Source organism: Halomonas sp. YLGW01 (genome assembly GCF_014840935.1).
Lineage (GTDB): Bacteria > Pseudomonadota > Gammaproteobacteria > Pseudomonadales > Halomonadaceae > Onishia.
Genome location: NZ_CP062005.1, coordinates 267,859 through 289,474, shown reverse-complemented (window position 1 = coordinate 289,474; position 21,616 = coordinate 267,859). Strand labels below are relative to the sequence as shown.

General features: G+C 65.0%; 20 protein-coding genes. 9 read left to right on the top strand and 11 right to left on the bottom strand.

What is annotated here, in order from left to right; all coding sequences use genetic code 11:
* Positions 1-9: 9 nt before the first annotated feature.
* From IEJ03_RS01430 to IEJ03_RS01420, 3 genes are all read right to left on the bottom strand, one after another.
* The gene (locus tag IEJ03_RS01430; protein ID WP_192035973.1) at positions 10-1,434 is read right to left on the bottom strand and encodes a Na+/H+ antiporter NhaC family protein; all 1,425 of its coding nucleotides are present in this window, start codon (positions 1,432-1,434) and stop codon (positions 10-12) included.
* 161 nt (positions 1,435-1,595) lie between these two features.
* On the bottom strand, positions 1,596-2,651 hold the full coding sequence (locus IEJ03_RS01425; RefSeq protein WP_202884386.1) for a YeiH family protein: 1,056 nt from the start codon (positions 2,649-2,651) through the stop codon (positions 1,596-1,598).
* Positions 2,652-2,698: 47 nt separating this feature from the next.
* The gene (locus tag IEJ03_RS01420) at positions 2,699-3,712 is read right to left on the bottom strand and encodes a D-cysteine desulfhydrase (RefSeq protein WP_192035972.1); all 1,014 of its coding nucleotides are present in this window, start codon (positions 3,710-3,712) and stop codon (positions 2,699-2,701) included.
* Between the two features lie 213 nt (positions 3,713-3,925).
* Between IEJ03_RS01420 and IEJ03_RS01415 the strand changes: the two genes are divergently transcribed.
* Together IEJ03_RS01415 and IEJ03_RS01410 are read left to right on the top strand one after the other, a co-directional pair.
* Entirely contained in the window at positions 3,926-4,831 is a 906-nt protein-coding gene (locus IEJ03_RS01415; RefSeq protein WP_192035971.1) for a LysR substrate-binding domain-containing protein, read from the top strand.
* A gap of 114 nt (positions 4,832-4,945) precedes the next feature.
* A complete protein-coding gene (locus IEJ03_RS01410) occupies positions 4,946-5,131 on the top strand; it encodes a hypothetical protein (protein ID WP_192035970.1) in 186 nt (61 codons plus the stop codon).
* 132 nt (positions 5,132-5,263) lie between these two features.
* Here the strand turns inward: IEJ03_RS01410 and IEJ03_RS01405 are convergent, their stop codons facing one another.
* The 3 genes from IEJ03_RS01405 to IEJ03_RS01395 form a co-directional block, all read right to left on the bottom strand.
* Positions 5,264-5,929, bottom strand: coding sequence for a DsbA family oxidoreductase (locus IEJ03_RS01405; protein ID WP_192035969.1), 666 nt, complete (start codon positions 5,927-5,929; stop codon positions 5,264-5,266).
* Between the two features lie 245 nt (positions 5,930-6,174).
* On the bottom strand, positions 6,175-7,881 hold the full coding sequence (locus IEJ03_RS01400) for a DUF4105 domain-containing protein (protein WP_192035968.1): 1,707 nt from the start codon (positions 7,879-7,881) through the stop codon (positions 6,175-6,177).
* Between the two features lie 225 nt (positions 7,882-8,106).
* A complete protein-coding gene (locus IEJ03_RS01395) occupies positions 8,107-8,604 on the bottom strand; it encodes a DUF3015 family protein (protein WP_192035967.1) in 498 nt (165 codons plus the stop codon).
* A 390-nt stretch (positions 8,605-8,994) separates the two neighbouring features.
* Between IEJ03_RS01395 and IEJ03_RS01390 the strand changes: the two genes are divergently transcribed.
* Both IEJ03_RS01390 and IEJ03_RS01385 read left to right on the top strand, forming a co-directional pair.
* A complete protein-coding gene (locus tag IEJ03_RS01390; protein WP_202884400.1) occupies positions 8,995-10,146 on the top strand; it encodes a zinc-binding dehydrogenase in 1,152 nt (383 codons plus the stop codon).
* Positions 10,143-11,177 (top strand): proline racemase family protein, encoded by a 1,035-nt coding sequence (locus IEJ03_RS01385; RefSeq protein WP_192035966.1) that lies wholly within the window; start codon positions 10,143-10,145, stop codon positions 11,175-11,177. The genes IEJ03_RS01390 and IEJ03_RS01385 overlap by 4 nt, the downstream gene beginning before the upstream one ends.
* Positions 11,178-11,340: 163 nt before the next feature.
* On the opposite strand, the gene IEJ03_RS01380 is transcribed toward IEJ03_RS01385, so the two are convergent.
* Complete coding sequence (locus IEJ03_RS01380; RefSeq protein WP_192035965.1) at positions 11,341-11,679, bottom strand: hypothetical protein; 339 nt, start codon at positions 11,677-11,679, stop codon at positions 11,341-11,343.
* A gap of 233 nt (positions 11,680-11,912) precedes the next feature.
* Between IEJ03_RS01380 and IEJ03_RS01375 the strand changes: the two genes are divergently transcribed.
* A complete protein-coding gene (locus IEJ03_RS01375) occupies positions 11,913-12,374 on the top strand; it encodes a hypothetical protein (RefSeq protein ID WP_192035964.1) in 462 nt (153 codons plus the stop codon).
* On the opposite strand, the gene IEJ03_RS01370 is transcribed toward IEJ03_RS01375, so the two are convergent.
* Positions 12,334-13,260 carry a LysR family transcriptional regulator gene (locus IEJ03_RS01370; RefSeq protein ID WP_192035963.1) on the bottom strand — a complete coding sequence of 309 codons (927 nt, stop codon included), beginning with the start codon at positions 13,258-13,260 and terminating at the stop codon, positions 12,334-12,336. The genes IEJ03_RS01375 and IEJ03_RS01370 overlap by 41 nt on opposite strands.
* Positions 13,261-13,386: 126 nt before the next feature.
* Here IEJ03_RS01370 and IEJ03_RS01365 point away from each other — a divergent pair, with 126 nt between their 5' ends.
* A complete protein-coding gene (locus IEJ03_RS01365) occupies positions 13,387-14,073 on the top strand; it encodes a type 1 glutamine amidotransferase domain-containing protein (RefSeq protein WP_192035962.1) in 687 nt (228 codons plus the stop codon).
* 228 nt (positions 14,074-14,301) lie between these two features.
* Positions 14,302-15,114 carry a 2,5-didehydrogluconate reductase DkgB gene (gene dkgB, locus IEJ03_RS01360; protein ID WP_192035961.1) on the top strand — a complete coding sequence of 271 codons (813 nt, stop codon included), beginning with the start codon at positions 14,302-14,304 and terminating at the stop codon, positions 15,112-15,114.
* 129 nt (positions 15,115-15,243) lie between these two features.
* Here the strand turns inward: dkgB and IEJ03_RS01355 are convergent, their stop codons facing one another.
* Both IEJ03_RS01355 and IEJ03_RS01350 read right to left on the bottom strand, forming a co-directional pair.
* The gene (locus tag IEJ03_RS01355; RefSeq protein ID WP_192035960.1) at positions 15,244-15,459 is read right to left on the bottom strand and encodes a hypothetical protein; all 216 of its coding nucleotides are present in this window, start codon (positions 15,457-15,459) and stop codon (positions 15,244-15,246) included.
* Positions 15,460-15,541: 82 nt separating this feature from the next.
* The gene (locus tag IEJ03_RS01350; protein WP_192035959.1) at positions 15,542-16,102 is read right to left on the bottom strand and encodes a DUF1439 domain-containing protein; all 561 of its coding nucleotides are present in this window, start codon (positions 16,100-16,102) and stop codon (positions 15,542-15,544) included.
* Between the two features lie 214 nt (positions 16,103-16,316).
* On the opposite strand from IEJ03_RS01350, the gene IEJ03_RS01345 reads away from it, so the two are divergent.
* A complete protein-coding gene (locus tag IEJ03_RS01345) occupies positions 16,317-17,114 on the top strand; it encodes a TlpA disulfide reductase family protein (RefSeq protein ID WP_192035958.1) in 798 nt (265 codons plus the stop codon).
* Positions 17,115-17,257: 143 nt separating this feature from the next.
* Entirely contained in the window at positions 17,258-20,200 is a 2,943-nt protein-coding gene (rapA, locus tag IEJ03_RS01340; RefSeq protein ID WP_192035957.1) for an RNA polymerase-associated protein RapA, read from the top strand.
* A gap of 214 nt (positions 20,201-20,414) precedes the next feature.
* Here rapA and IEJ03_RS01335 read toward each other — a convergent pair whose 3' ends face one another.
* Complete coding sequence (locus IEJ03_RS01335; RefSeq protein ID WP_192035956.1) at positions 20,415-21,320, bottom strand: TIGR01777 family oxidoreductase; 906 nt, start codon at positions 21,318-21,320, stop codon at positions 20,415-20,417.
* Positions 21,321-21,616 lie beyond the last annotated feature (296 nt).

Here is a 21,616-nt window from a genome sequence, read left to right as displayed (position 1 = left end):
CAAACCACCTCAGGCATGCTTTACCTCCGCTCCAGAGGCAACCCCGGATGTGGCTTTCGACTTCCTGGCGCGAAGGCAAATTGAAATGACTAGCACCAGCAGCATTGCCCAAGGGTAAGGGGTCATGAAAGAAGCAAAGGGTGAGGGTTGAGCCACCTGATTCTGAATAGCAGTGGATGCAATTACTTCCTGCCATACCGCCACAACAATATGCCACGGCAACAGGAAAAATACCGTGCAGACAGCACAATCCATCAAGTTCGCACTTCTAGCCGGAGAAATACCGAACTGCTTGGCCAGACTTCGTACCAAACCGGGCCCAACCAGCAATAGTGCAGGAGCATTGGCAGACAAGGGGGTAGAGGCCGCAATCGTCACCCCTACGATACTGGCTTCTGCACTAGCCGAGTTCTTTACGAGGCGTCGCTTGGCAACTTCAAGCAAGCGCTCCATGATACCCGCATCAAGAATGACCTGAGTTAGAGCCAACACCATCAACGCAAAGAGCACCGCCCCTGTCACGGACCCAACCCCGTTTTCGATAAGGCCGGTACTTTCTCCACGCACAGCCGGAAGAGAAAAGATATCGCCAAGGCTGATACCTCCGATTGCCAAGGCACATACCATCGCCACTAGGTTGCCAATGAACATTGCCTCAACAATATGTCTACGTTTCATCGCGAAGGCTACCACCGCTAACAAAGGAATCAGCATCACTAGTCCTGCGCCCTTACCCGTTGACAACTCAGCAAGAGAAGATGCTTGTTCACCACTGGCGCCGAAAAGAAAGAAAATCACCATGGAGATCGCGGCGGCTGATAGCGCCAGGGGCAAACGAGATCGTATGACATCTCCAATCTCTGCACCTTGGGTATACGACGAAACGATAGTGGTATCAGACACCGGAGACAGATTATCACCAAAAGCCGCTCCCGAAAGGATGGCTAAAGCCAACATGGTTGGGTCGGCGCCCAGCATCACACCAGCCGGGTAGAGCACGGGAGAGAGCCCGATAACGGTTCCCGTGCTGGTTCCCGTGCCCAGCGCAAATACCATGGCGATGGCAAATGCCAAGAGAGTAAAGGCACTTCCCTCGGCCCCCACTACTGTCCCAAGCCATTGCAAGCCATCAATAAGACCGCCCGCAGCCATCAGCTTGCCAAAGACACCAGCCAATAGCCATAACGCAATGATAGCGGTCGCCGTACTGTTTCCCATGCCCTTGAGAAGGCTCTCGCAATACGCAGTGCGGTTCCGACACAGAAACAGGCCAACACCCATTGCCACCCAAGCACAAGCCCAGAAGGGCTTGGTTCCCGCGCGCTCAAAAACCGAAAGATAAACTAGGCCAGCTACTAGAACTATCAATGGCACTAGAGCTCCAACCACTCCCCCTTTAAAGGATAATGAAGCATCTGCTTTTGTTGTAGTCATCTCTAAACACCTCAGTCTATTATTGTGCTTACAACTATTAAGAGGATCACCAGCACATTTACCGGTTGTACACATGCCCGGCAACAGTGCCCACACGCAACAAACTCAATCTTTCTCTGCAACCCTAGGTCCCAAACCACCGCTATAAACAGCAAGGCAACTCAAGCCCCGAGGCCTGCGAACAACACGACCCCAAGCACAATGGCAAGCAATAGCAGCGTTTCCAGCACCATCAGGATCACCGGCTTCCAGCCCACCACCGCGAGCTTCTGAAAGGAGGTCTTGATGCCGAGAGCGGCGATGGCGGTCACCAGGCACCAGCGGGAAAGGGTCGACATCCCTTCATTCACCACGTCGGGAATCAGCCCCAGGCTGTTGATCACCACCAGGGCAACGAAGCCGACCAGAAAGCCCGGCAGCATGGGCACCTTGCGCTTGCCGCCGTCATCCTGGCGAGACTTGCGAAACAGCCAGGAGAAGGCCATCACCACCGGCACCAGCATGGCGACCCGCACCAGCTTGACCAGGGTCGAGGTGTCGCCGGTCTCTTCCGAGATCATGTAGCCGGCCCCTACCACCTGGGCCACGTCGTGAATGGTGCCGCCCAGGAAGATACCGGCCTGGGTATCCGCCAGGCTCAGGGCGCCCGCGATCAGCGGATAGATCACCATCGCCATGGTGGACAGGGTGGTCACCCCCACCACGGTCAGGATGGTGTTGCGTTCGCTGGTCTCGTGGCGCGGCATCACCGCCGACAGCGCCAGGGCCGCCGAGGCACCGCAGATCGCCACGGCGCCGCCGGTCAGCATCCCCATCTCGTTACCGAGGCCAAGGGCCCTGGCCAGCAGCCTACCGGCGAGGATGACCAGGCCGACCGCCGCGATCACAGCCAGCACCGGGCCGAGCCCCAGGTCGCCCACCTGTTCAAGCGTCATCCGCGCCCCCAGCAGCGCCACCCCGAGACGCAGCACCGTTCGCGCGGCAAACTCGATGCCCTCCCGACAGCGCCCCTCCTCGCTCAGAAAATGCAGCGACATTCCGAACAGCAGCGCATAGAGCAGCGTCGGCCCGCCATAGTGATCGGCGATGAAGGTCGTGGCCAGAGCGATGGTGACGCACACCAGCAGGCCACGCCCGATGGCACGGCCATTCGCGAACCGCGCCATGAGTCGGCTACGCCAGGTTGCCGTGGGCACCGTGAAGGTCTCTGGTTCCATAACTCAATGTCTCCTGGCTTACCCGCCTCGCTCACCGAGCCAGGGCATCAGGCCTGGTAATCGGGAAAGCCGAAGGCATCGGGGTAGCCGAACAGCGCGACGCTACCGCCGGTGTGCAGGAACACCACGTTCTCGCCTTCCTTGAAGTGGCCCTTGCGGATCAGGTCGATCAGGCCGGCCATGCCCTTGCCGGAGTAGACCGGGTCCAACAGGATGCCTTCCTGCTGTGCCAGCAGAGTCACCGCCTCGACCATGCTCTCGGTGGGGATGCCATAGCCCTCGCCCACGTAGTCGCAGTTGGCCACGACATGCTCGCGGGACACCACGCCGGAAAGCCCCAGCTTGGCCTCGGTCTTCTGCGCCAGCGCGAAGACATTGGCTTCCTGCTTGTCCTTCGGCGCCCGAACGCCGATACCGAGCACCGGAATGCCCGCGTTGCAGGCAGCAAGCCCCGTCACCAGCCCGGCCTGGGTGCCGGCGCTACCGGTGGCATGCACCAGATGATCAACCTGCAGACCCATGTCATTGGCCTGGGACAGCAGTTCCAGAGCCGCATTGACGTAACCCAGGGCGCCGATCTCGTTGGAGCCGCCACCGGGGATGATGTAGGGCTTCTTGCCTTCGCTCTTGAGCCGGTCGGCCAGGCCTTCCATCTCGCCTGGCATGTCGGCCCCGCCGGGACGCTTCTCGACGGTGGCGCCATGCAGCTGATCCAGGAAGACGTTGCCGTTGTAGTTATAGGCCGGGTCATGGCTGCCGGTGCGATCCTCGAGCAGGATGTAGCACTGAAGGCCCAGCTTGCAGGCGGCCGCGACGGTCTGACGGGCATGGTTCGACTGGGTCGCGCCCTGGGTGATGATGGTGTCGGCGCCCTTCTCCAGGGCATCGGCCATCAGGAATTCGAGCTTGCGAGTCTTGTTGCCGCCGGTGGACAGGCCGGTGCAGTCATCGCGCTTGATCCACAGGCGCGGCCCTCCCAGCAGCTTGCTCAGGTTGTCCATGGGCTCCAGCGGCGTCGGCAGGTGACCGAGGCGAACACGGGGATAACGGGACAGATGCATACGTGCCTCCAGGCGAGTAATTTTTTGCATAAGCGGACTCTCTTGACGACCCACGTCAAAGGATTGGCGAGCACTTTCCCGCCACTGACCGGTCTGCATTCAAACTAATGCCTTGGGGTTTGCCGCGACCAATGCCAAGATACTCGAAAGCGGTTAATTTTTTGCATAGGCGGTCATTTAAACCGGAAAGAATAAAAATGACAGAAACGTGATATGAAAATTGAGTGGATAGAAGACTTTCTTGCGCTGATCGAGGCAGGCACCTTTTCCCAGGCCGCCGAGCTGAGACACGTGACGCAACCGGCCTTCTCGCGCCGCATCCGGCAGCTGGAAGAATGGCTGGGAGTCGAGCTGATCGACCGGCACTCGCCGCGGCTGTCCCTGACGCCACACGCAAGCGCCTACGAGGATTCCCTGCGCAACTGGCTGGCGCACCTCTATGGCATGCGCAGTCGCATTCGCGCGGATGCGACTCATGGGCCACGCGCCATCCTGACGACCCAGCACACCCTGACGGTCAGCTACCTGCCCAGGCTGCTGCGACACTTCCGCGTCCACGCCCCCCAGGCACGCCTGCAGATACAATCCTCCGACCGTAGCGACTGCATCCGGGACTTCCAGCATGGCGAGGCCGACCTGCTGCTGTGCAGCGAGCGGGAAGGCCAGCCGCTGTTTCCCGATAGCGAAGGAATCGAGCGCGTCATCCTGGGCAGCGAGCAACTGATTCCGGTCTGTGTCGGGGACCGGCTGGGCCAGCCACTGTTCGACCTGGACAGCGACGCGGCACTGCCCCTTATCGGCTATAGCCCCGACAGCTTCCTGGGCGAGGCGCTGGCGACCCCCTACCTGCTGAACCTGCAGCGCCAGTACGATATCGAAATGGTCTGCGAAACGGCCTTCACCATCGGCATCCGCGAGCTGGCGCTGGCCGGGCTGGGCATCGGCTGGCTGCCGCATGGCCTGATCGAGGCGGATCTGGAATCCGGCAAGCTGGTCTCCCTGCTCGAACGCCTGAACGGCCCCATGCTGATCGTCGCCTGCTACCGGCAATCCGTCCGCGGCGCCGCGACGGCCGACCAGTTCTGGCAACTGATCAACGAGCGCCCGCCGGCGGTCTAGCCGGCGAGGCAAGGGCGGGAAGAGACTCGGGCGGGAACCAGGCGACCACGGCAAGCTCGGCCCGATACTGGAGAGCAAACGCCGGGCTGAAGCAGAGACAGGAGGGGGGCAACCATGCCGAGATACATCGTGACGGAAGGCGAGTTCGATGCCGCGGCGCCGGGCCATGGGCCGGACTGGTGGGTGGTCGATACCTTCATCGCCCATCAGGGCGAGGGCCCCGGGATCATCGCCCGCTTCGAGACCGAAGCCGAGGCCGAGATAGAGGCGATGCATCGTAACGCCCGTGAGGACGACTAGCCGTGTAGACCCACCAGCCTGAGCATGCGGAGTCGATGCCGGGCAACACAGGCGCATGGTCCTCGACTGCCACGAGGCGCTCCAGCGAGCACCCTCGCCAGCGCAAGCCTCGGCCACCGATTCCAGCCGCGATCAGCCCTCTAGGGCCTCGAGGATCGCTTCGCGCATCACCTCCGGTGGCTGAGCCCCCGACAAGGCATGGCGGTCGGCGAAGACGAAGGTCGGCACCCCACTCACGCCCAGGCGGCGAACCCGGGCAAGATCATCTCTCACCTCCGCGATGCCCTCCTCCCCGGCCAGGAACGCCGCCACCGCCGGGGAGGCGAGGCCCGCACTCGCCGCGACATCGGCGAGCACCTCGGGTTGGCCGATATCCCGTCCCTCAACGAAATAGGCCCGAAACAGCGCATCGACCACCGCCGGCTGCACGCCCTGGCGTCCGGCCCACCAGATCAGGCGATGCGCGGCGAAGGTGTTGGGCGTGCGGGCCATGCGCTCGTGATGGATCTCGATGCCCGCCTGACGCGCGGCCTCCTCCACCTGAGCATCGAGCTGCCGGGAGCGCTCCCAGGAGCCGAACTTGGCGCTGCGATAGTCCCGCCGCGACATGCCGCCGGCCGGCATGTCGGGATTAAGCTCGAAGTGCTTCCAGTCCACCCGCACGTCCAGCTCATCAGGCAGGGACGCGATGGCCGCCTCCAGGTGGGTCTTGCCGATATAGCACCAGGGACAGATGACATCGGAGATCACCGTAATACTGGTCTGAGCCCCCAGGGAGGCGGTGCGTGGGTCTGGCATGTCGGTACTCCGATTGGTCGAGAGATGGACTGAGAAGAGGATGGGGCCATCCTAGCGCAAGGCGCCCCGCGGTGCCGCGCGGCAATTGCCGCTCGCCTTCCGAGGATGCCTCGACCAATCTCCAGCAGGCATCCCGCTCGACAATCGCCCGCTGCCCTTGGTAGCGACCAGGGGAGTCATTCGACTTATCAGTAAAGCCTCTAGATCATGCTACCCCTGAGCGAGACCAATCGAGAGATGAGAAATCAAAAGTACCAGGAAAGCCCCAGACTCATCTCGTGGGCATGCTCATCTCCCTCCACCCCGGCGCGCAAATCCAGCTGCTTGTGCAGAGGCACGCGGTGCTGGAAAGACCAGCGAGTGCGGCGGCTTTCTCCACCCTTCAGTCCATCCGCGTGTTTGACTTGCAGCAGGCTTCGCTGGCCCGCCGCCCAATCACTCAGCACGCCCAGCCGAACCATCGGCGCCACCGGCCCGGCCTGGTGGCGCTCACTGCGCAGCTGACCACCCACCATGACGAAAGGCAGATGGCGGCCGAATCGGCGGGACTTGCCAGCCAACAGGGTAGCGTAACCGTCCAGGCAGTCGTTGCAATCCAGACGAGAACGCTCAATGCCGGCGGCAGCATGCCAGGCGACATTCGGCAAGGTCGGCAGGGGCACGCTACGCGCATGCAGGTTAGTCACGTGGAACAGCTCGAGCTTGGTCAAATGCGGCTCGTCCTGGCCAAGATCAACCTCAGTGTGCCCGATCTCGAGAGCGGCATTGGGCATGCGAGTCGCGTTGCTGTCGAGCAGGTCGTACTGCAAGGGGCGCAGGGTCAAGCGGGCCCCACCACCCAGCGCGTCGTTGTGGGTACCCTCCAGACGCATCAGCGCTGGCGGCGTAGCCTCGTGCAGCGGTACCTGACCACCAGGCTCGAGAGGCTTACTGCCCGCTGGCAGTTGCAGCCGCGCCTGCAATAGCTGTCGCTCGCGTTCAGCAAGGCCCGGTTGTTCATCGGTCTGCTTGAGGAAGGCCGCATGACTCAGCAGGGTATCCAGCACGGATGCCTTCTTGGCGGGCGCCAGGCGTCGAAAGGCGCCAGCCCCCAGATCGAGGGAATCGGTGCTAGGCCATACGGCGCTCGCGGCTTCCTGCTCCTGCTCAGACAGCGCCATGTAACGCCACTCGGTCCGAAGTCGCCTCGAGGGAACGTGCGAGACCTCGCCAAGGAGTGGCGCCCCTTCAACGTCCGCCTCGCTGATGGCACGAACCAGGGCTTCGGGAGTTACCCAAGGCGCATGGCCTGGCGTCAGGTCGTCGTCAACGACCAACTCCAATGTACGGGCTATTCGTGAAGCACAATTCTGGGTCAGGAAGAGATACTCGAAATCCTGGCCGATCACCTCATAGAGATGGGCCACTAGCAGTTCGCGCTCGTCAGCGGGCAGGTTCAGTCGGTAATGCCAGAGGTCGCGCATCTCATGCTCGGAATAAAGAGCGGTGTTGCGATAAAACGGCGCGCGGGAGTACTCGGCTTCATAGCCACCGAACAGCCCCTTGGCCATATAGATGGCCAGCCCGTCTTCTTCAGGCACATCGGCACCGAAGTTCATACTGGTGTCGAGAAGTCGCGTCAGGTCCGCGCCCTGCCCTTCTCGCTCCTTCTCGAGATGCAGCATCAGATGGCCAAAGAAGGAAGCGGGATTACCCAGGTAGCCGGAGGCGAAAATCAGCCCCACTCCGGCGCCGGCGTTCTCCTGCCGCCACTCGTCCCACTCGGGGCAGGTCGCCTGAGACCAGGTCTCGCCGGTCATACGACTGAGCCACAGCGCACGCGCCGGAAACCGGCAGCGCGCGTGACGCTGGCCATCCCGGGGTGGCTTTCTCAACGCGGCCAGGGTCGCTTGCAGTTCGGCACGGGGATCATGTCGCCCATCCGCGGCAAGAAAAAACTCGTCGTCCAGCACTGCGCTGCGTGGCTCACCGAAGAAGCCATCGCGATCGAAGTGCAGCAGAGAAAGCCATCGAGGACGTTCGGCAAGCGAGGCAGTGGAAGCGAGACTGGCACCTGAATACAGACACAGCAGTGCTGATAGCGTCACCAAAAGGTGTCGCATGGGCGGAGGCGTCCTTGCAATGAGTTCGAGAAGGTTCAGAGGTGCCGGAAACACGCTTCCGGCACCAGGCACCGTTTAGCTTGCGGCGCAGTTGACAGCGGCCTGGTTGAGGCTGCTGTAGAACTGGAAGGCCTTATCGGCATGATCCTGTTCGGCAAAATCAGAGGCAGCGCTGGCCTGCTGCAGGTCGGCGCGCAGCTGACTGACCACCCCTTGGCTGACCTCGCCACCGCAGTTCATCAGCCCAAGCGCCGCAGTGAGGTGCTCACCTTCGCCCATCGCGGTTTCCATCGCCAGCTGGTCGTAGGTCTCGTCCACGAAGCGCGCGACTTCGACTTCCTTGCTGTTGCAGGTCTCGGGCGACATGGTGGCTGAGGTTACGGCGGTGGTGCCGGAATCCCAGATGATGTTAGAGATAGCGGCAGCGGTACCGTTTTCGTCGAACAGACCTGCACCGATACCACAATGCTGCCAAGGGTTGATGTTGTCCTTGGTAGCGGCGGAAGCCGTGGTAGCACCCATGACCATCATGCCGCCGGCCAGAACAGCCGCAGAGAGTGTAACTAGTTTCATGCTTTCAGTTCCCTTGTTTACAGATTGCCGACCTCGTTTTCTTATCTATTGAGAGGGGCCGACGACTCTCAATAAGCTTTTCAACTGCTGCTGTCAGGTCTCACCACATAGGTTGGGCCTACCTTTAGTCCCGAGCAGCAATATCAGCTTTCCTTTAAATTAGAATAAGTTTACACACCCAGATGCATGAAATAAACGTGAAGCCTCTCAATGTCCGAAGGCCTTCACGTCGCCTGTGGGGCCGTGACTTCCAGTTGACTAACACTTCCTGAGCGATGGTTTTCGGGTGCATATTATCAACCGGGCAAGTGACAGGCTCGATGCCCGCCCCCGAACAAGAGGAGACCCGCCGTGCCTACCGAGAACCCGCCCGATCAACTCCCCATGACCATGGCCGCGATGCTGCTGACAGGCCATGGCGACATCGACAAGCTCGTCTACCACGATGACGTGGCGGTGCCTCAGCCGGGCCCCGGCGAGGTGCTGGTGCGCGTCACCGCGACGGCCAAGAACAACACCGACCGCAAGGCCCGCGAGGGGCTCTACCCCACCAAGGACAAGGGTGAGGTGACGTCGTTTGCCATGGGCGGCTCGCCGACCCTGACCTTCCCGCGCATCCAGGGCGCCGATGTGGTCGGTCATGTGGTGGCGGTAGGCGAAGGCGTGGCCAGCGTGCGGATCGGCGAGCGCGGCCTGCTGGATTTCAACCTCTATCCCGATGAGCGGCCGAATCTCAACCTGGTGCCGGACTACTACGGCCACGGCGCCGACGGCGGCTTCGCCGAGTACATCGCCGTGCCCTCGGATCAGTTCCATGCGGTCAGCAACCCGGGGCTGCATGACGCCGAGCTCGCCGCCATGGGCATGTGCTCCTACCAGACCGCCTATCACATGATGACCTCGGCCCGGATCTCGGCCGGCGAACGGGTGCTGGTCACCGGCGCCAGCGGCGGCGTGGGCACGGCACTGATCCAGCTGTGCCGCATCGTCGGCGCGATTCCCTACGCCCTGAGCCAGCCGGACAAGGCCGAGGCCCTGCTCGCGCTCGGCGCCGAAGCGGTGCTGGATCGCGGCGACATGACGGACTTTACCGAGCAGGTGAAGGCCGTCACCGGTGGCGCCCCCATCGATGCGGTGATGGACCTGGTCGGTGGCGAGATGACCGATCGCTTCATCGACACCATGATCTTCGACATGCGCGCCCGCACCACCTACCCGCGGCTCTCCATCGCCGGCGCCAGCGGCGGCAATCTCAGCGAGATCATGTGGACACGCATCTATCTCTACCAGGTACAGGTCTTCGGGGTCTCTCACGGCACCCGCGAGGAAGCCGAGCAGCTCGTCGAGTGGATCCGCGGCGGCCAGCTGAAGCCGGTGCTACACGCCGCCTTCAAGCTCTCCGAGCTGCACCGGGCTGAGCGCTACTTCGTCAATCGCGGCAGCAACTACCTGGGCAAGATCGTGATCGTGCCCGATGCCCAATGGGCCGAACACGGCGCCCCCTTCGCCCTTAAGGACGCCCCTCAGGAGAGCGCCTCATGAGCCAGCCGCTGAGCTTTCAGCTGATCGATACCCATGCCGGCGGCGATGTCAGCCGCATCGTCATTGGCGGCATCGCGCCGCTGCCCGGCGCCAGCGTGCGCGAGCAGATGCATTACCTGCGCGATGACGCCGATGGCCTACGCCGGCTCCTGCTGGAAGAGCCGTACGGGATTCCCGAGATGTCGGTGGACCTGATCGTGCCGGCCACCGACCCGGCGGCCGCAGCGGGTTACATCATCATGGAGGTGATGGGCTACCCCATCTATTCCGGCTCCAACACCCTCTGTACCGCCACCGCGGTGCTGGAGAGCGGCATCGTGCCCAAGCAGGAAGGGCGCCAGCGCTTCAAGCTGGAGTCACCGGCCGGGCTGGTGCAGATCGAGGCACGGGTCGAGAACGGCGTGGTCGAGGCCATCACCTGCGAGGGGCTGCCCAGCTACATCGACACCTACCGGGCCAGCCTCCAGGTGCCCGGCATCGGCGAGGTGACCTACTCGGTCGCCTACTCAGGCGGCTTCTATGCGCTGGTCGATGCCACCGAGCTCGGCTTCTCGCTGGTCCGCGAGGAAGAGCGGGCGCTGGCCGACTGCGCCCACAGGATCGTCGAGGCACTCCAGGCCGAGCGCGGCTTCTCCCACTACAGCCTCGGCGACGTGGGCCCGCTGCCCTTCCTGCACTTCATGGGGCCGGTCGAACGGGTCGCGGATGACTTCTATCGCTCGCGCTCGACCACCTACGTGCATCCGGGGGTGATCTGTCGCAGCACCACCGGCACCGGCACCTCGGCGCGCCTGGCGCTGATGCACCACGAGGGCCGCATCAAGCCAGGCGACAAGCTGGAGACCGTCTCGCTGCGCGAGACCCGTTTCGTCGGCGAGTTCACCGCCACGCACCAGGAAGGCCATCAGGCGGTGGTGGAGAACACCATCACCGGCAAGAGCTACGTGCTGGCCCGCTCGGAGATCGTCGTCAACTGTGACGACCCCATGGTGGAATGCGAGGGGCTGCGCCAGGTGCTGACCCAGGGGTAACGGGAAAAAGGCGGACAGGGGCAAAGAGTGACGGCCCAGTGCGGCGGGCCAAAAGCGTGGCGAGCGGCGCGCCAGCGAGCCTGTAGCGATAAGCAGCCATAAGAAAGAGACCGCCGCGGCGGTCTCTTTTTTCATCGGTTACATCCGGTCTTGCCGAAGGCGCTCAGGCAGCACCGGGCACCGCGGGGAAATGGGTGCGCGCGTGGTGGTAGAGGATGCTGGCATAGCCGTTGCGGTGGAGAAGCTTGTGGATCTTGGCCGGGTCCTGATCCTCGAGGGCACGGCGCAGCTTGGCCTGCTGCTCGGCATCAATCGCCTCGTGCCAGTGGAAGGGCGCGCCCTCGGCCAGGGCCTGCTCGGCCTGCTGCATGAGGTCGATCTCCACGCGTCCGCCCTGCTGATAGAGCAGATCAAAGCCTTCCTGGCGCTCTGCGGCGGGGACGTCGCAGGGCTTCTCCATCGCTTCCAGTACATTGACGTAGTAATAGCTAAGCGGCTGCATCTCGGCTCCTTATAAGGGGATTGTTGTCTCGCCATCGCGCGTTTGCCGGTCTTGCCGGCCACCCCATTCAGGGTGGCCCATCTCGAGTGTATCTCACCCATGCCAATCCGACAGCCACCCGGGCGAGTCATATTGCCCTGGGTAAAGCCCCATCGTTGCCGTCGAGTTGCCATCGCCGTCGCGACCCTGTAGGGATAGAGAGTCCCCCCATCCGCTAATCGGCAGGCTATCCCATGGCCCGACCCTCCTCACTTCATCAGACCGATGCCGTCGCGCCCGACACTGGCCTGCCCGGCTGGTTCAGGGAGTGCGTGATCTCCCTTGCGCTCACGATCCTGCTCGCCGGCCTGTCACTGGGAGCGGGCCATATCTGGCAGGCACAGGGCCTGGGATGGCTGGCCGCCGGGCCGCTGGTGGCCGCACTCGGCTGGTGCCTGGCCTGGTGGTTCGTGCTGGTTCGCCACCTGCACCGTTCCCTGGCCGGCGCCCTGGGCTTCTGGCTCGTGCAGGGGGCCCTGTGGCACGGCAGCTATCGGGATGGCCCGGTGGGCGAGCTCGAGCTGTTGCTGCTGGTCGTCTGGGCGTTGGCACTGGCCGGCCTGGCGATTGCCCTGCTGGCACTCTCGCTTCCCCGGGCGCCCTGGCGCCGGCGGCTCAGCCCTCCCACGGCAGCGCCGGCTCAAGCAGCCTCTTGATCTGCCCCCGCAGCCAGCGCCGCAGCCGATCATCATGGGTGCGCTGGTGCCAGGTCTGAATCACATCGATCTCGCTCACCGCGACCGGGCAGTCATGCATCACGAGGCCAGGAAAGCGCCTGACCGCCTGCTCGGCGATACTTCTCAGGCAGGTCAGCAGCAGGTCGCTCTCCGCCACCAGCAGCGGTGGCACGGTGAAGCTCGATAGCCCCGCCACCACCTGCCGCGAACGGCCCTGCTCGCGCAGCCGCTTGTCGATGTGGCCGTCCAGGTCACCGGTCAGGGTCGTGACCAGGTGCGAGCAGGCCAGGTAGGCCTCGAGATCCAGCCCCGCGCCGAGGCGCGGGTGATCGCGGGCGGCCAGCACCACGAAGTCCTCATGATGAATGCGCTGCTGGTAGTAGCTGTCGGGCAGGTTGTCATAGAAGCCGGCGATGGCGATGTCGCATTCGCCTGTCTCCAGCTCGGCCCGGGGCAGGCGACCGCGGGTGTTGTGTGTCACCAGCTGCAGGTGGGGCGCCTCCCGACGCACCACCGGCAACAGGCGCGGCAACAGCAGCTGCTCGATGTAGTCGGTGGTGAACAGATGGACCCGGTCGACTCGGGCCAGGTAGTCGCTGCCCTCGCAGAAGTCGAAGAAGCCCTCGATGCCCGCCACCAGCTGCTGAACCCGGGGCGCCAGTTCATGGGCTCGGGGCGTGGGGGTGAGGCCCCGCGGCGCGCGCACGAAGAGCTCATCGCCAAAGGCATGACGCAGCTTGGCGAGCTTGTGGCTCAGCGCCGGCTGACTGAGCGCCAGGCGACGCGCCGCCGCCGAGACACTCTGCTCCTGGTAGAGCACATGGAAGAGCAGCAGCAGATTCAGGTCCTTGCCGGCGATATTCACGAACCGAATACCTCATATCAGGATTCATCAGTTCTCGAATACTACTTCCGCCCCTAGCATGGTGACCATCGAATTCGCCGCCGAGGGCGGCGAGCCCGCTTCCCACGCCATCACAAGGAGCCTCACATGAGCAAACGCATTCTGATGGTACTGACCTCACACGACCGTCTCGGCGACACCGGCAAGAAGACCGGCTTCTGGCTCGAGGAACTGGCGGCGCCCTACTATGCCTGCCTGGATGCAGGCGCCGAGGTGACCCTGGCCTCACCCAAGGGCGGCCAGCCGCCGCTGGATCCCGCGAGCGACGCCGAAGAGAGCCAGACCGAGGCGACCCGTCGATTCAAGCAGGACGACGCGGCCAAGGCGCAGCTCGCCAGCACGCACCGCCTGTCGGACATCAAGGCCGACGACTTCGACGCCATCTTCTATCCGGGCGGCCACGGGCCGCTGTGGGACCTGGTCGACGATGCCGACTCCATCCGCCTGATCGAGACCTTCTGGGCTCAGCAGAAGCCGGTGGCGGCGGTCTGCCATGCGCCCATCGTGCTGCTCAATGCGCGTGACGAATCCGGCGAGCCACTGGTCAAGGGCCGTGAGGTCACCGGCTTCACCAACGGCGAGGAAGACGCCGTGGGCCTGACCGAGATCGTCCCGCAGCTGGTGGAGGATGCGCTGATCGCCTGCGGCGGCACCTACTCCAAGGCCGACGATTTCGCTCCCTACACCCGCCGTGACGGTCGCCTGATCACCGGTCAGAATCCGCCCTCCTCCGAGCCGGTGGCCAAGGTCCTGCTCGAGGCTCTCGGCCTCTGAGCCACCAGGGTCCATCACCGGCGTTCGTCATCCCGCCCTTGAAGCCGGCGGGATGACCCCCACAGTAGTTAGTACGCTATCGACACATGGCGAGCACACTCAGGACGGACTCGAGAGACGTACTTACGCGACGTACTTGAGAACCGTACTTGAGAACCGTACTTGAGAACCGCACTTGAGCGGCGCACTCGCCATGTCCTGTTTCGCGACCACTGACACGGAGGTTGCATGACGCAGCATACCGCTATCCCCAATCCCGGCCTCGGCACCTTCCGCCTCGAGGGCGACACCCTCAAGAGCGCCGTCACCACGGCCCTGGAACTGGGCTATCGCCATATCGATACCGCCCAGATGTACGGCAACGAGGCCGACGTCGGCCAAGCGATCGCCGAGAGTCAGGTGCCGCGGGACGAGATCTTCCTGACCACCAAGGTCTGGCACGACAAGCTCGCCCCCGACGCCCTCAAGCAGAGCGTCGATGAGAGCCTCGACAAGCTCGGTACCGATCATGTCGACCTGCTGCTGATCCACTGGCCGTCGCCGAACGACGAGGTGCCGATGCGCGACTACCTCACCGCCCTGCGCGAGGTGCAGGAAGCCGGCAAGACCCGCCATATCGGCGTCTCCAACTTCACCATGGCGCAGATCGATCAGGCGGTGGATATCCTCGGCGAAGGGGCGCTGCTGACCAACCAGATCGAGGTGCATCCCTTCCTGCAGAACCGCGCGCTGGTGGAGCACTGCAAGCGTCACGACATCACGGTCACCGCCTTCATGCCGCTGGCCGTGGGCAAGGTGATGGAGGACGAGACCCTCAAGCGTATCGCCGCGAACCACAACGCCACGCCGGCTCAGGTCACCCTGGCCTGGCTCCAGGCGCTGGATATCGTGACCTTCCCGTCCTCGACCAAGGCCGATCACCTCAAGAGCAACCTCGAGGCGCTCTCGATCACCCTGAGCGACGCCGAGCTCGACGAGATCGCCACCCTCGAGCGGGGCGAGCGCATCGCCGACCCCGGCTTCGCGCCCGACTGGGACTGATCGCGAGGGCGTCCAGGACGCGCTGCCCCGGCGGCAGAAGGCGCCGTGAAACGACGAGGGGCGGTGGCTTCATGCCACCGCCCCTCGTTCGTCATGCCGGTGCGCCGCAGCGGGCGCCTGAACAGCGCCTCAGTGCCGCTCGGCGCGCTTGCGCTGGCGGTTGCGCCGGTAGGTGCGGGCCACCGCCAGCGCCAGCGCCGCCGCCACCATCAGCCCCAGGGTCAGGCCCTGCCAGGGCCGAGCGGCATCGCCGAGCACGGTCTCCAGGGTGATGATGGCGATCAGGCCGGCGGCCTGGCTAGTGATCGCCAGGGCACGCAGGATGTCGAAGGCGGGCTTGGCCATGGGAGCTCCCGGTGTGGATAACGGTCGGATGAGGACAGGGAAAGGCATCTCCCTGCCGAGGCGCCAGGGAGGTCGATGGGGACTAGAGCCCCGGCTTCAGCACCAGCCGCCCGGGCTCGATGTCCAGGGTCACGGCCCGGGAGGCCAGGCGCTCCTTCCAGCCCCAGCCCATGCTGTCCGGGTCCAGGCGATACACCGGCACGCTTTCCAGCGTCTGGGCGACCAGGCGCACCACCAGGTCGGTGACCGGCGCGATATCCATGGGCAGCCAGGGCGCCTCGACGCGGCTGTCGAGCAGCGACAGGCGACGCAGGTAGATCGCTCCCTCGTCGTTGTCGTAGTAGGGCGTGCCCTCCAGGCTCAGGGCCACATCGGCGGGCATGTTGGCGGCGAAGGCGTTGATGGCGACGCGACCGGCCACCGCCAGGCGCACCACGTCGCGACCGTCCGGGCCGACGGCGAGTTCGGTAGACGTAAGAGTCAGCGCCAGCGGCGAACCGGCCTTCAGCTGAGCCCGGTCGTAGCCCTCCACGGCCGCCATCAGCTCCTTCTGCAGGGTCTCCTCACTGACCGAATAGGAAAGCGTGGAGCAGCCGCTCAGGCCCAGCAGGCAGATCAGAATCAAGGGGAAAAGATGGCGCATCGGGATGCCTCCGGCAGATGGGTGCGGCTATCCTGTCCCATTCCCGCCTTCCCGCCAAGGGCCAGCGCCCGTTTCCCCTGCAGGTCATGCCGCCCTCTCCGTGACAGCCATCGGGCGAGGCAGTAGGCTAACCGCGATTCGCCGCCATGCGGCACTGGTATTCCTTCTGCGCGTTACTCCTACGTTCTTTTCCCGCTTCCCGGAGCTCGATGACATGGATGCCTTGGCCCTCGGCCCGCTGTTGATCTCGCTGCCGCGCCTCTACGCCCTGGCCGCGGCACTTCTCCTGCTGACGCTGAGTCTGGTGCTGCTGGGCCTGCCCCGCCGCGCTCATGCTCGCTGGTTCAATGGTCTGCTGCTCAGCTGGCTGGTCGGTGCGCGCCTGGGCCATGTGCTGACCCACCTGGACAGCTTCGCCGCGGCGCCGCTGGACGCGCTGAAGGTCTGGCAGCCCGGCTACCTGGGCCTGGCGGGACTCGCCGCCGCCAGCGCCTGGACGGCCTGGACGCTGCGCGACCATCTGGGGCGCCTGCTCGGCGGCCTGGCCCTGCTGCTCGGATGCTCGGCGCTGTGGCTGGCGCTGGTCGGCTGGAACCCGCTGGGCACAAGCCTCAGCCTGCGCAGCCTGCCCGAACTGACGCTTGAGAACCTCGACGGCGAGCCGGTGGAGCTCGAGACGCTGACCGGTCAGCCGGTGCTGATCAACCTGTGGGCCACCTGGTGCCCGCCCTGCCTGCGCGAGATGCCGCTGCTCGCCGAGGCGGCCCGCCGCGACGACATCACCGTGGTCGTCGCCAACCAGGGGGAAGAACTCCTGCAGGTGGTGCGCTACCTGGACGACCAGAACCTGGTCTTCGACCAGGCCCTGCTCGACCCCAACCAGCGTCTTGGCGTGATCGCCGAGTCGCCGGGGCTGCCCACCAGTCTCTACTTCGCTGCCGACGGCCGGCTGATCGAGCGGCATGTCGGCGAGCTCACCCGCGCCCAGCTCGACGCCTGGATGACGCGCTGAGCGCGCCCTGCCCTTCCGAGGCGCTGTTGGCGCCTTCCCTACTTAAGCCGCGCTCCGCTTTGCTGTAAGATACCGCGCCCTGTCGTCGTCGGCCCCCTTGTGCCGGCTGCGTGCGCATCGTCCCTTTCAGTATCCGAGGCAGCATGAGCGAATTTTCTCCCGGCCAGCGCTGGATCAGTGACGGCGAAGCCGAGCTGGGTCTGGGCACCGTCCTGAACTGCGATTTCCGAACCGTCACCGTGCTGTTCGCCGCCAGCGAGGAAACCCGCACCTACAGCGTGCGCCAGGCCCCGCTGACCCGCGTGGCCTTCGGCAGCGGCGACCGCATCCAGTCCGCCGAGGGCTGGCAGATGCTGGTCGACGACAGCAAGGAAGAGCGCGGCCTGATCGTCTATATCGGCGAGGATGATCAGGGCCAGCTGCGCGAGCTGCCCGAAGCACAGCTCGCCGACACCATGCAGTTCGACCAGGCCCGCGATCGCCTGCTGACCGGCCAGGTCGACCGCAACGACTGGTTCAACCTGCGCTTTCGCACTCTGCACCATCACAACCGCATCGAGCAGAACCCGGCGCTGGGCCTGGCCGGCCCCAAGGTCGACCTGATCGATCACCAGCTCTACATCGCCGACGAGATCACCCATCGCCACGCCCCGCGGGTGCTGCTGGCCGACGAAGTGGGCCTGGGCAAGACCATCGAAGCGGGCCTGATCCTGCACCGGCTGCTGCTCACCGGCCGCGCCGAGCGGGCGCTGATCCTGGTGCCGGACAGCCTCACGCACCAGTGGCTGGTCGAGCTGCTGCGCCGCTTCGCCCTCAAGGTCACTCTGCTCGACGAACATCAGAGCCAGGCGCACAGCGACGGCAACCCCTTCGAGACCGGCCAGCTGGTGCTGGCGAGCCAGCAGTGGCTGTTCAACAACCCGCACCGCCAGGCCCAGGCCGAGGCCTGCGACTGGGACATGCTGATCGTCGACGAGGCCCATCACCTAGACTGGACCCCGGACGAACAGGGTCCCGGCTACGCTTGCGTCGAGCGCCTGTCGACGACCATCGACGGCGTGCTGCTGCTCACCGCCACGCCGGAGCAGATGGGGCTTGAGAGCCACTTCGCACGACTGCGCCTGCTCGACCCGGACCGCTATCAGGACCTCGAGCGCTTCAAGGCCGAGGAAGCCGGCTACGTGCAGGTGGCCGAGGCCATCGATGCCCTGGAAACGCTGCCCGCCGCCACCGCAGCCGAGGGCGACACCGCCCGCGCACGGATCGACGCGGTGATCGACGACGCCGACAGCCAGGCCCTGCTCGACACCCTGGCCGAGCCGGAGAGCGATGACACCCAGCGCGAGGCCGCAAGGCGCCAGCTCACCGAGCAGCTGCTCGATCGCCACGGCACCGGCCGGGTGATGTTCCGCAACAGCCGCCGTCACGTCGGCGGCTTCCCGGCCCGCGAGCTGCACGTCAGCGAGCTCGCCCTGCCCTCGGCCTATCGCCGGGTGCTACGCCGGATCGAGCGCGACGAGGACTACCTCGACGAGCTCTTGATCGAGACCGGCCTGGATCACCCGGACGTGCTGATCTACCCGGATGCCATGTACCGGGCGCTCGGTGAGGACCCGCTCAACGCCGAGCCCTGGTGGCAATTCGACCCCCGGGTGACCTGGCTGCTCGAGCAGCTCACCGAGGTCGGCGACGACAAGATGCTGGTCATCGCCCACGACCGCGACACCGCTCTCGAGCTCGCCGAGGGCCTGCGGGTGCTGGGCGGCGTGCATGCGCCGGTGTTCCACGAGGGCCTGACCCTGGTCGAGCGCGACCGGGCCGCCGCCGCCTTCGCCGACACCGAGGACGGCTGCCAGGTGCTGGTGTGCTCGGAGATCGGCTCAGAGGGCCGCAACTTCCAGTTCTGCCGTCATCTGGTGATGTTCGACCTGCCGCAGCACCCGGACCAGCTCGAGCAGCGCATCGGCCGCCTGGATCGCATCGGCCAGCAGCACGCCATCCAGCTGCATGTACCGGTGTTCGAGCAGAGCCCCGGCGCCCGCCTGCTGCGCTGGTACCGGGAAGGAATGGATGCCTTCAGCGCCCCCCACGCGGTCGGCAGCGAGCTGTTCGACGCCTTCGGCGATGAACTGGCCGAGGCGCTGCTCGACGAGGAAGGCCTCGAGGAGCTGATCACCGAGACCCGCGCGCTGTTCGAGGCCAAGCTCAAGGAGCGCGAGGCCGGTCGCAACCGCCTGCTCGAACACAATGCCTGCCGCCCCGCCCGCGCCGCCAAGGTCATCGAGGCGATCCGCGAGCTCGACGACGACAAGGCACTGCCGCGCTACCTGGAACAGGCACTGGATATCTTCGGCGTCGACAGCCAGGAGCTCGGGGGCGAGATCCTGCACCTGCAGCCGAGCCCGCAGATGCTCGATGGCCTGCCGGGACTGGTGAAGGGCGAGGATGGCTTCTCGGCCACCCTGTCGCGGCCGAAGGCCCTGGCCCGGGACGACGTCCAGCACCTGTCCTGGGAGCATCCGCTGGTGCGCGAGATGATGGCCCGCCAGCTCGACGGCAACATGGGCAACACCGCCCTGGCGCTGCTCAAGCACCCGGCGATTCCCGGTGGTCGCCTGATGACCGAGCTGGTCTTCCGCACCCACTGCCCTGCGCCGAAGAAGCTGCACGTCAACCGCTTCCTGCCGGCGACCGCGGTGCGGGTGCTGCTCGATGAGACCGGCAGCAACCTGTCCTCCAAGGTCTCCTTCGGGGGCCTCGCCAAGAACCTCACCAAGGTCAAGAAGGCGGTGGCCCGCGACCTGATCAAGGATCGCCACGACCAGCTGCGCGAGCTCTTGACCCAGGGCGAGCAGGAAGCCGAACGGGAGCTGCCGAGCATCGTCGAGGCCGCCCAGACCCGCATGCGCGAGACCCTGGATGGCGAACTGGCCCGCCTCAAGGCGCTCTCCCGTCACAACCCAGCGGTGCGCGAGGATGAGCTCAACGCCCTCGCCGAGACCCGGACCGCCCTGGACAGTGCCATCGAGGGCACCCGGCTGCGCCTGGATGCGGTGAGGGTGATCGTCACCATCGATACCGACTAGTCTCCCCCGTCCGTATCGACGCAGGCGCCGCCTGACCGGCGCCCGCGGCAGCTCCGATAGACGAGATATCACGCAACGCGCCCGGCCACCTTGGCCGGGCGCGTTGCGTTTGTGCGAGACATTCAGGCGAAACATTCGAGCGGAACGTTCGAGCCAGACCTCGAGGGCTGAGGCTTGAGGGGAGGCGCTCGTATGAAGAAAGCTGAGGAAGAAACTAGCGACCGAGGATCGCCGTCAGCGCCTGATCGAGGGTCGGGTACTCGAAGGTGAAACCGGCCTCCTCGAGGCGCGCCGGGCGCATGTCGGCCCCGGTCAGCAGCAGGTTGGCCATCTCTCCAAGGCCGATCTTGAGCACCCAGGCCGGCACCGCCATGAACGCCGGCCGCTTGAGGTGCCGGGCCAGAGTGGCAGTGAAGGCCGCGTTGGTCTCGGGCCGGGGGGCCGAGGCATTGAAGGGGCCGGTGAGGTCCTCGCGCTCAAGCAGAAACTCGAGCAACGCCACCATGTCCTGGCGGTGGATCCAGGGCATGAACTGGCGCCCGCTGCCGAAGGGACCGCCGAGCCCCAGCTTGAAGGGGAGGAGCATCTTCGCGAGAGTACCGCCGTCCTTCTCGAGCACCAGACCGGTGCGCACCAGTACCACCCGCACGCCGTGGGCCTCGGCCGCCTTGGCTTCCTGCTCCCAGCGTTCGCACAGCCGATGGGCGAACTCATCGTGGGGCGGGGTGTCCTCGGTGACCCGGGTATCACCCTGATCGCCGTAGTAGCCCATCGCCGAGCCGGAAATCATCACTCGCGGCGCGGCGCCGGCCTCGGCCAGCCGGCCACACAGGTCCGCCAACTCCCGGGTGATCTCGACCCGGGAGTCCACCAGGCGACGCTTCTGGGCCTCGCTCCAGCGCTTGCCGGCGATCGACTCGCCGGCGAGATTGATGATCGCCTCCGGCCGCGCCTCGGCGAATTCCATCACCGAGGCCGCGACCGTCACGCTTGCCGGCAGCACCTGCCGTGCGGCAACCGGGTCCCGGGACACCACCAGCAGGTCATGCCCCGCCTCGGCCAGGCGTCGGCACAGTGGCCTGCCGACGAAGCCGGTACCTCCCGTGATCAGAATGCGCATGCTGCCTCCCGTGAATGCTGAGTCGTGCCCTTGTCCGTCCTGCTCGCCGTCGTCGCGCTCGCTGTCGTCTTGCCTCACGCTACCCTGAGGATAGGCTCAGATGACAGCCACCGAGCGTGATATCGGCTCCCGCGGGCTCCTCCCTGGCAAGGCGCCTTGAAGGGCCGGCGGACAGGGCTGTATCGGATACCGGAGCCGAGGCACACTGCCTCGGGCACCCCCTTAATGTTATACAGGCTTTATACGAAACTGTTAACCGGGTAGGATAATGGCCTGTCCTGGGTACGCCCGACTCA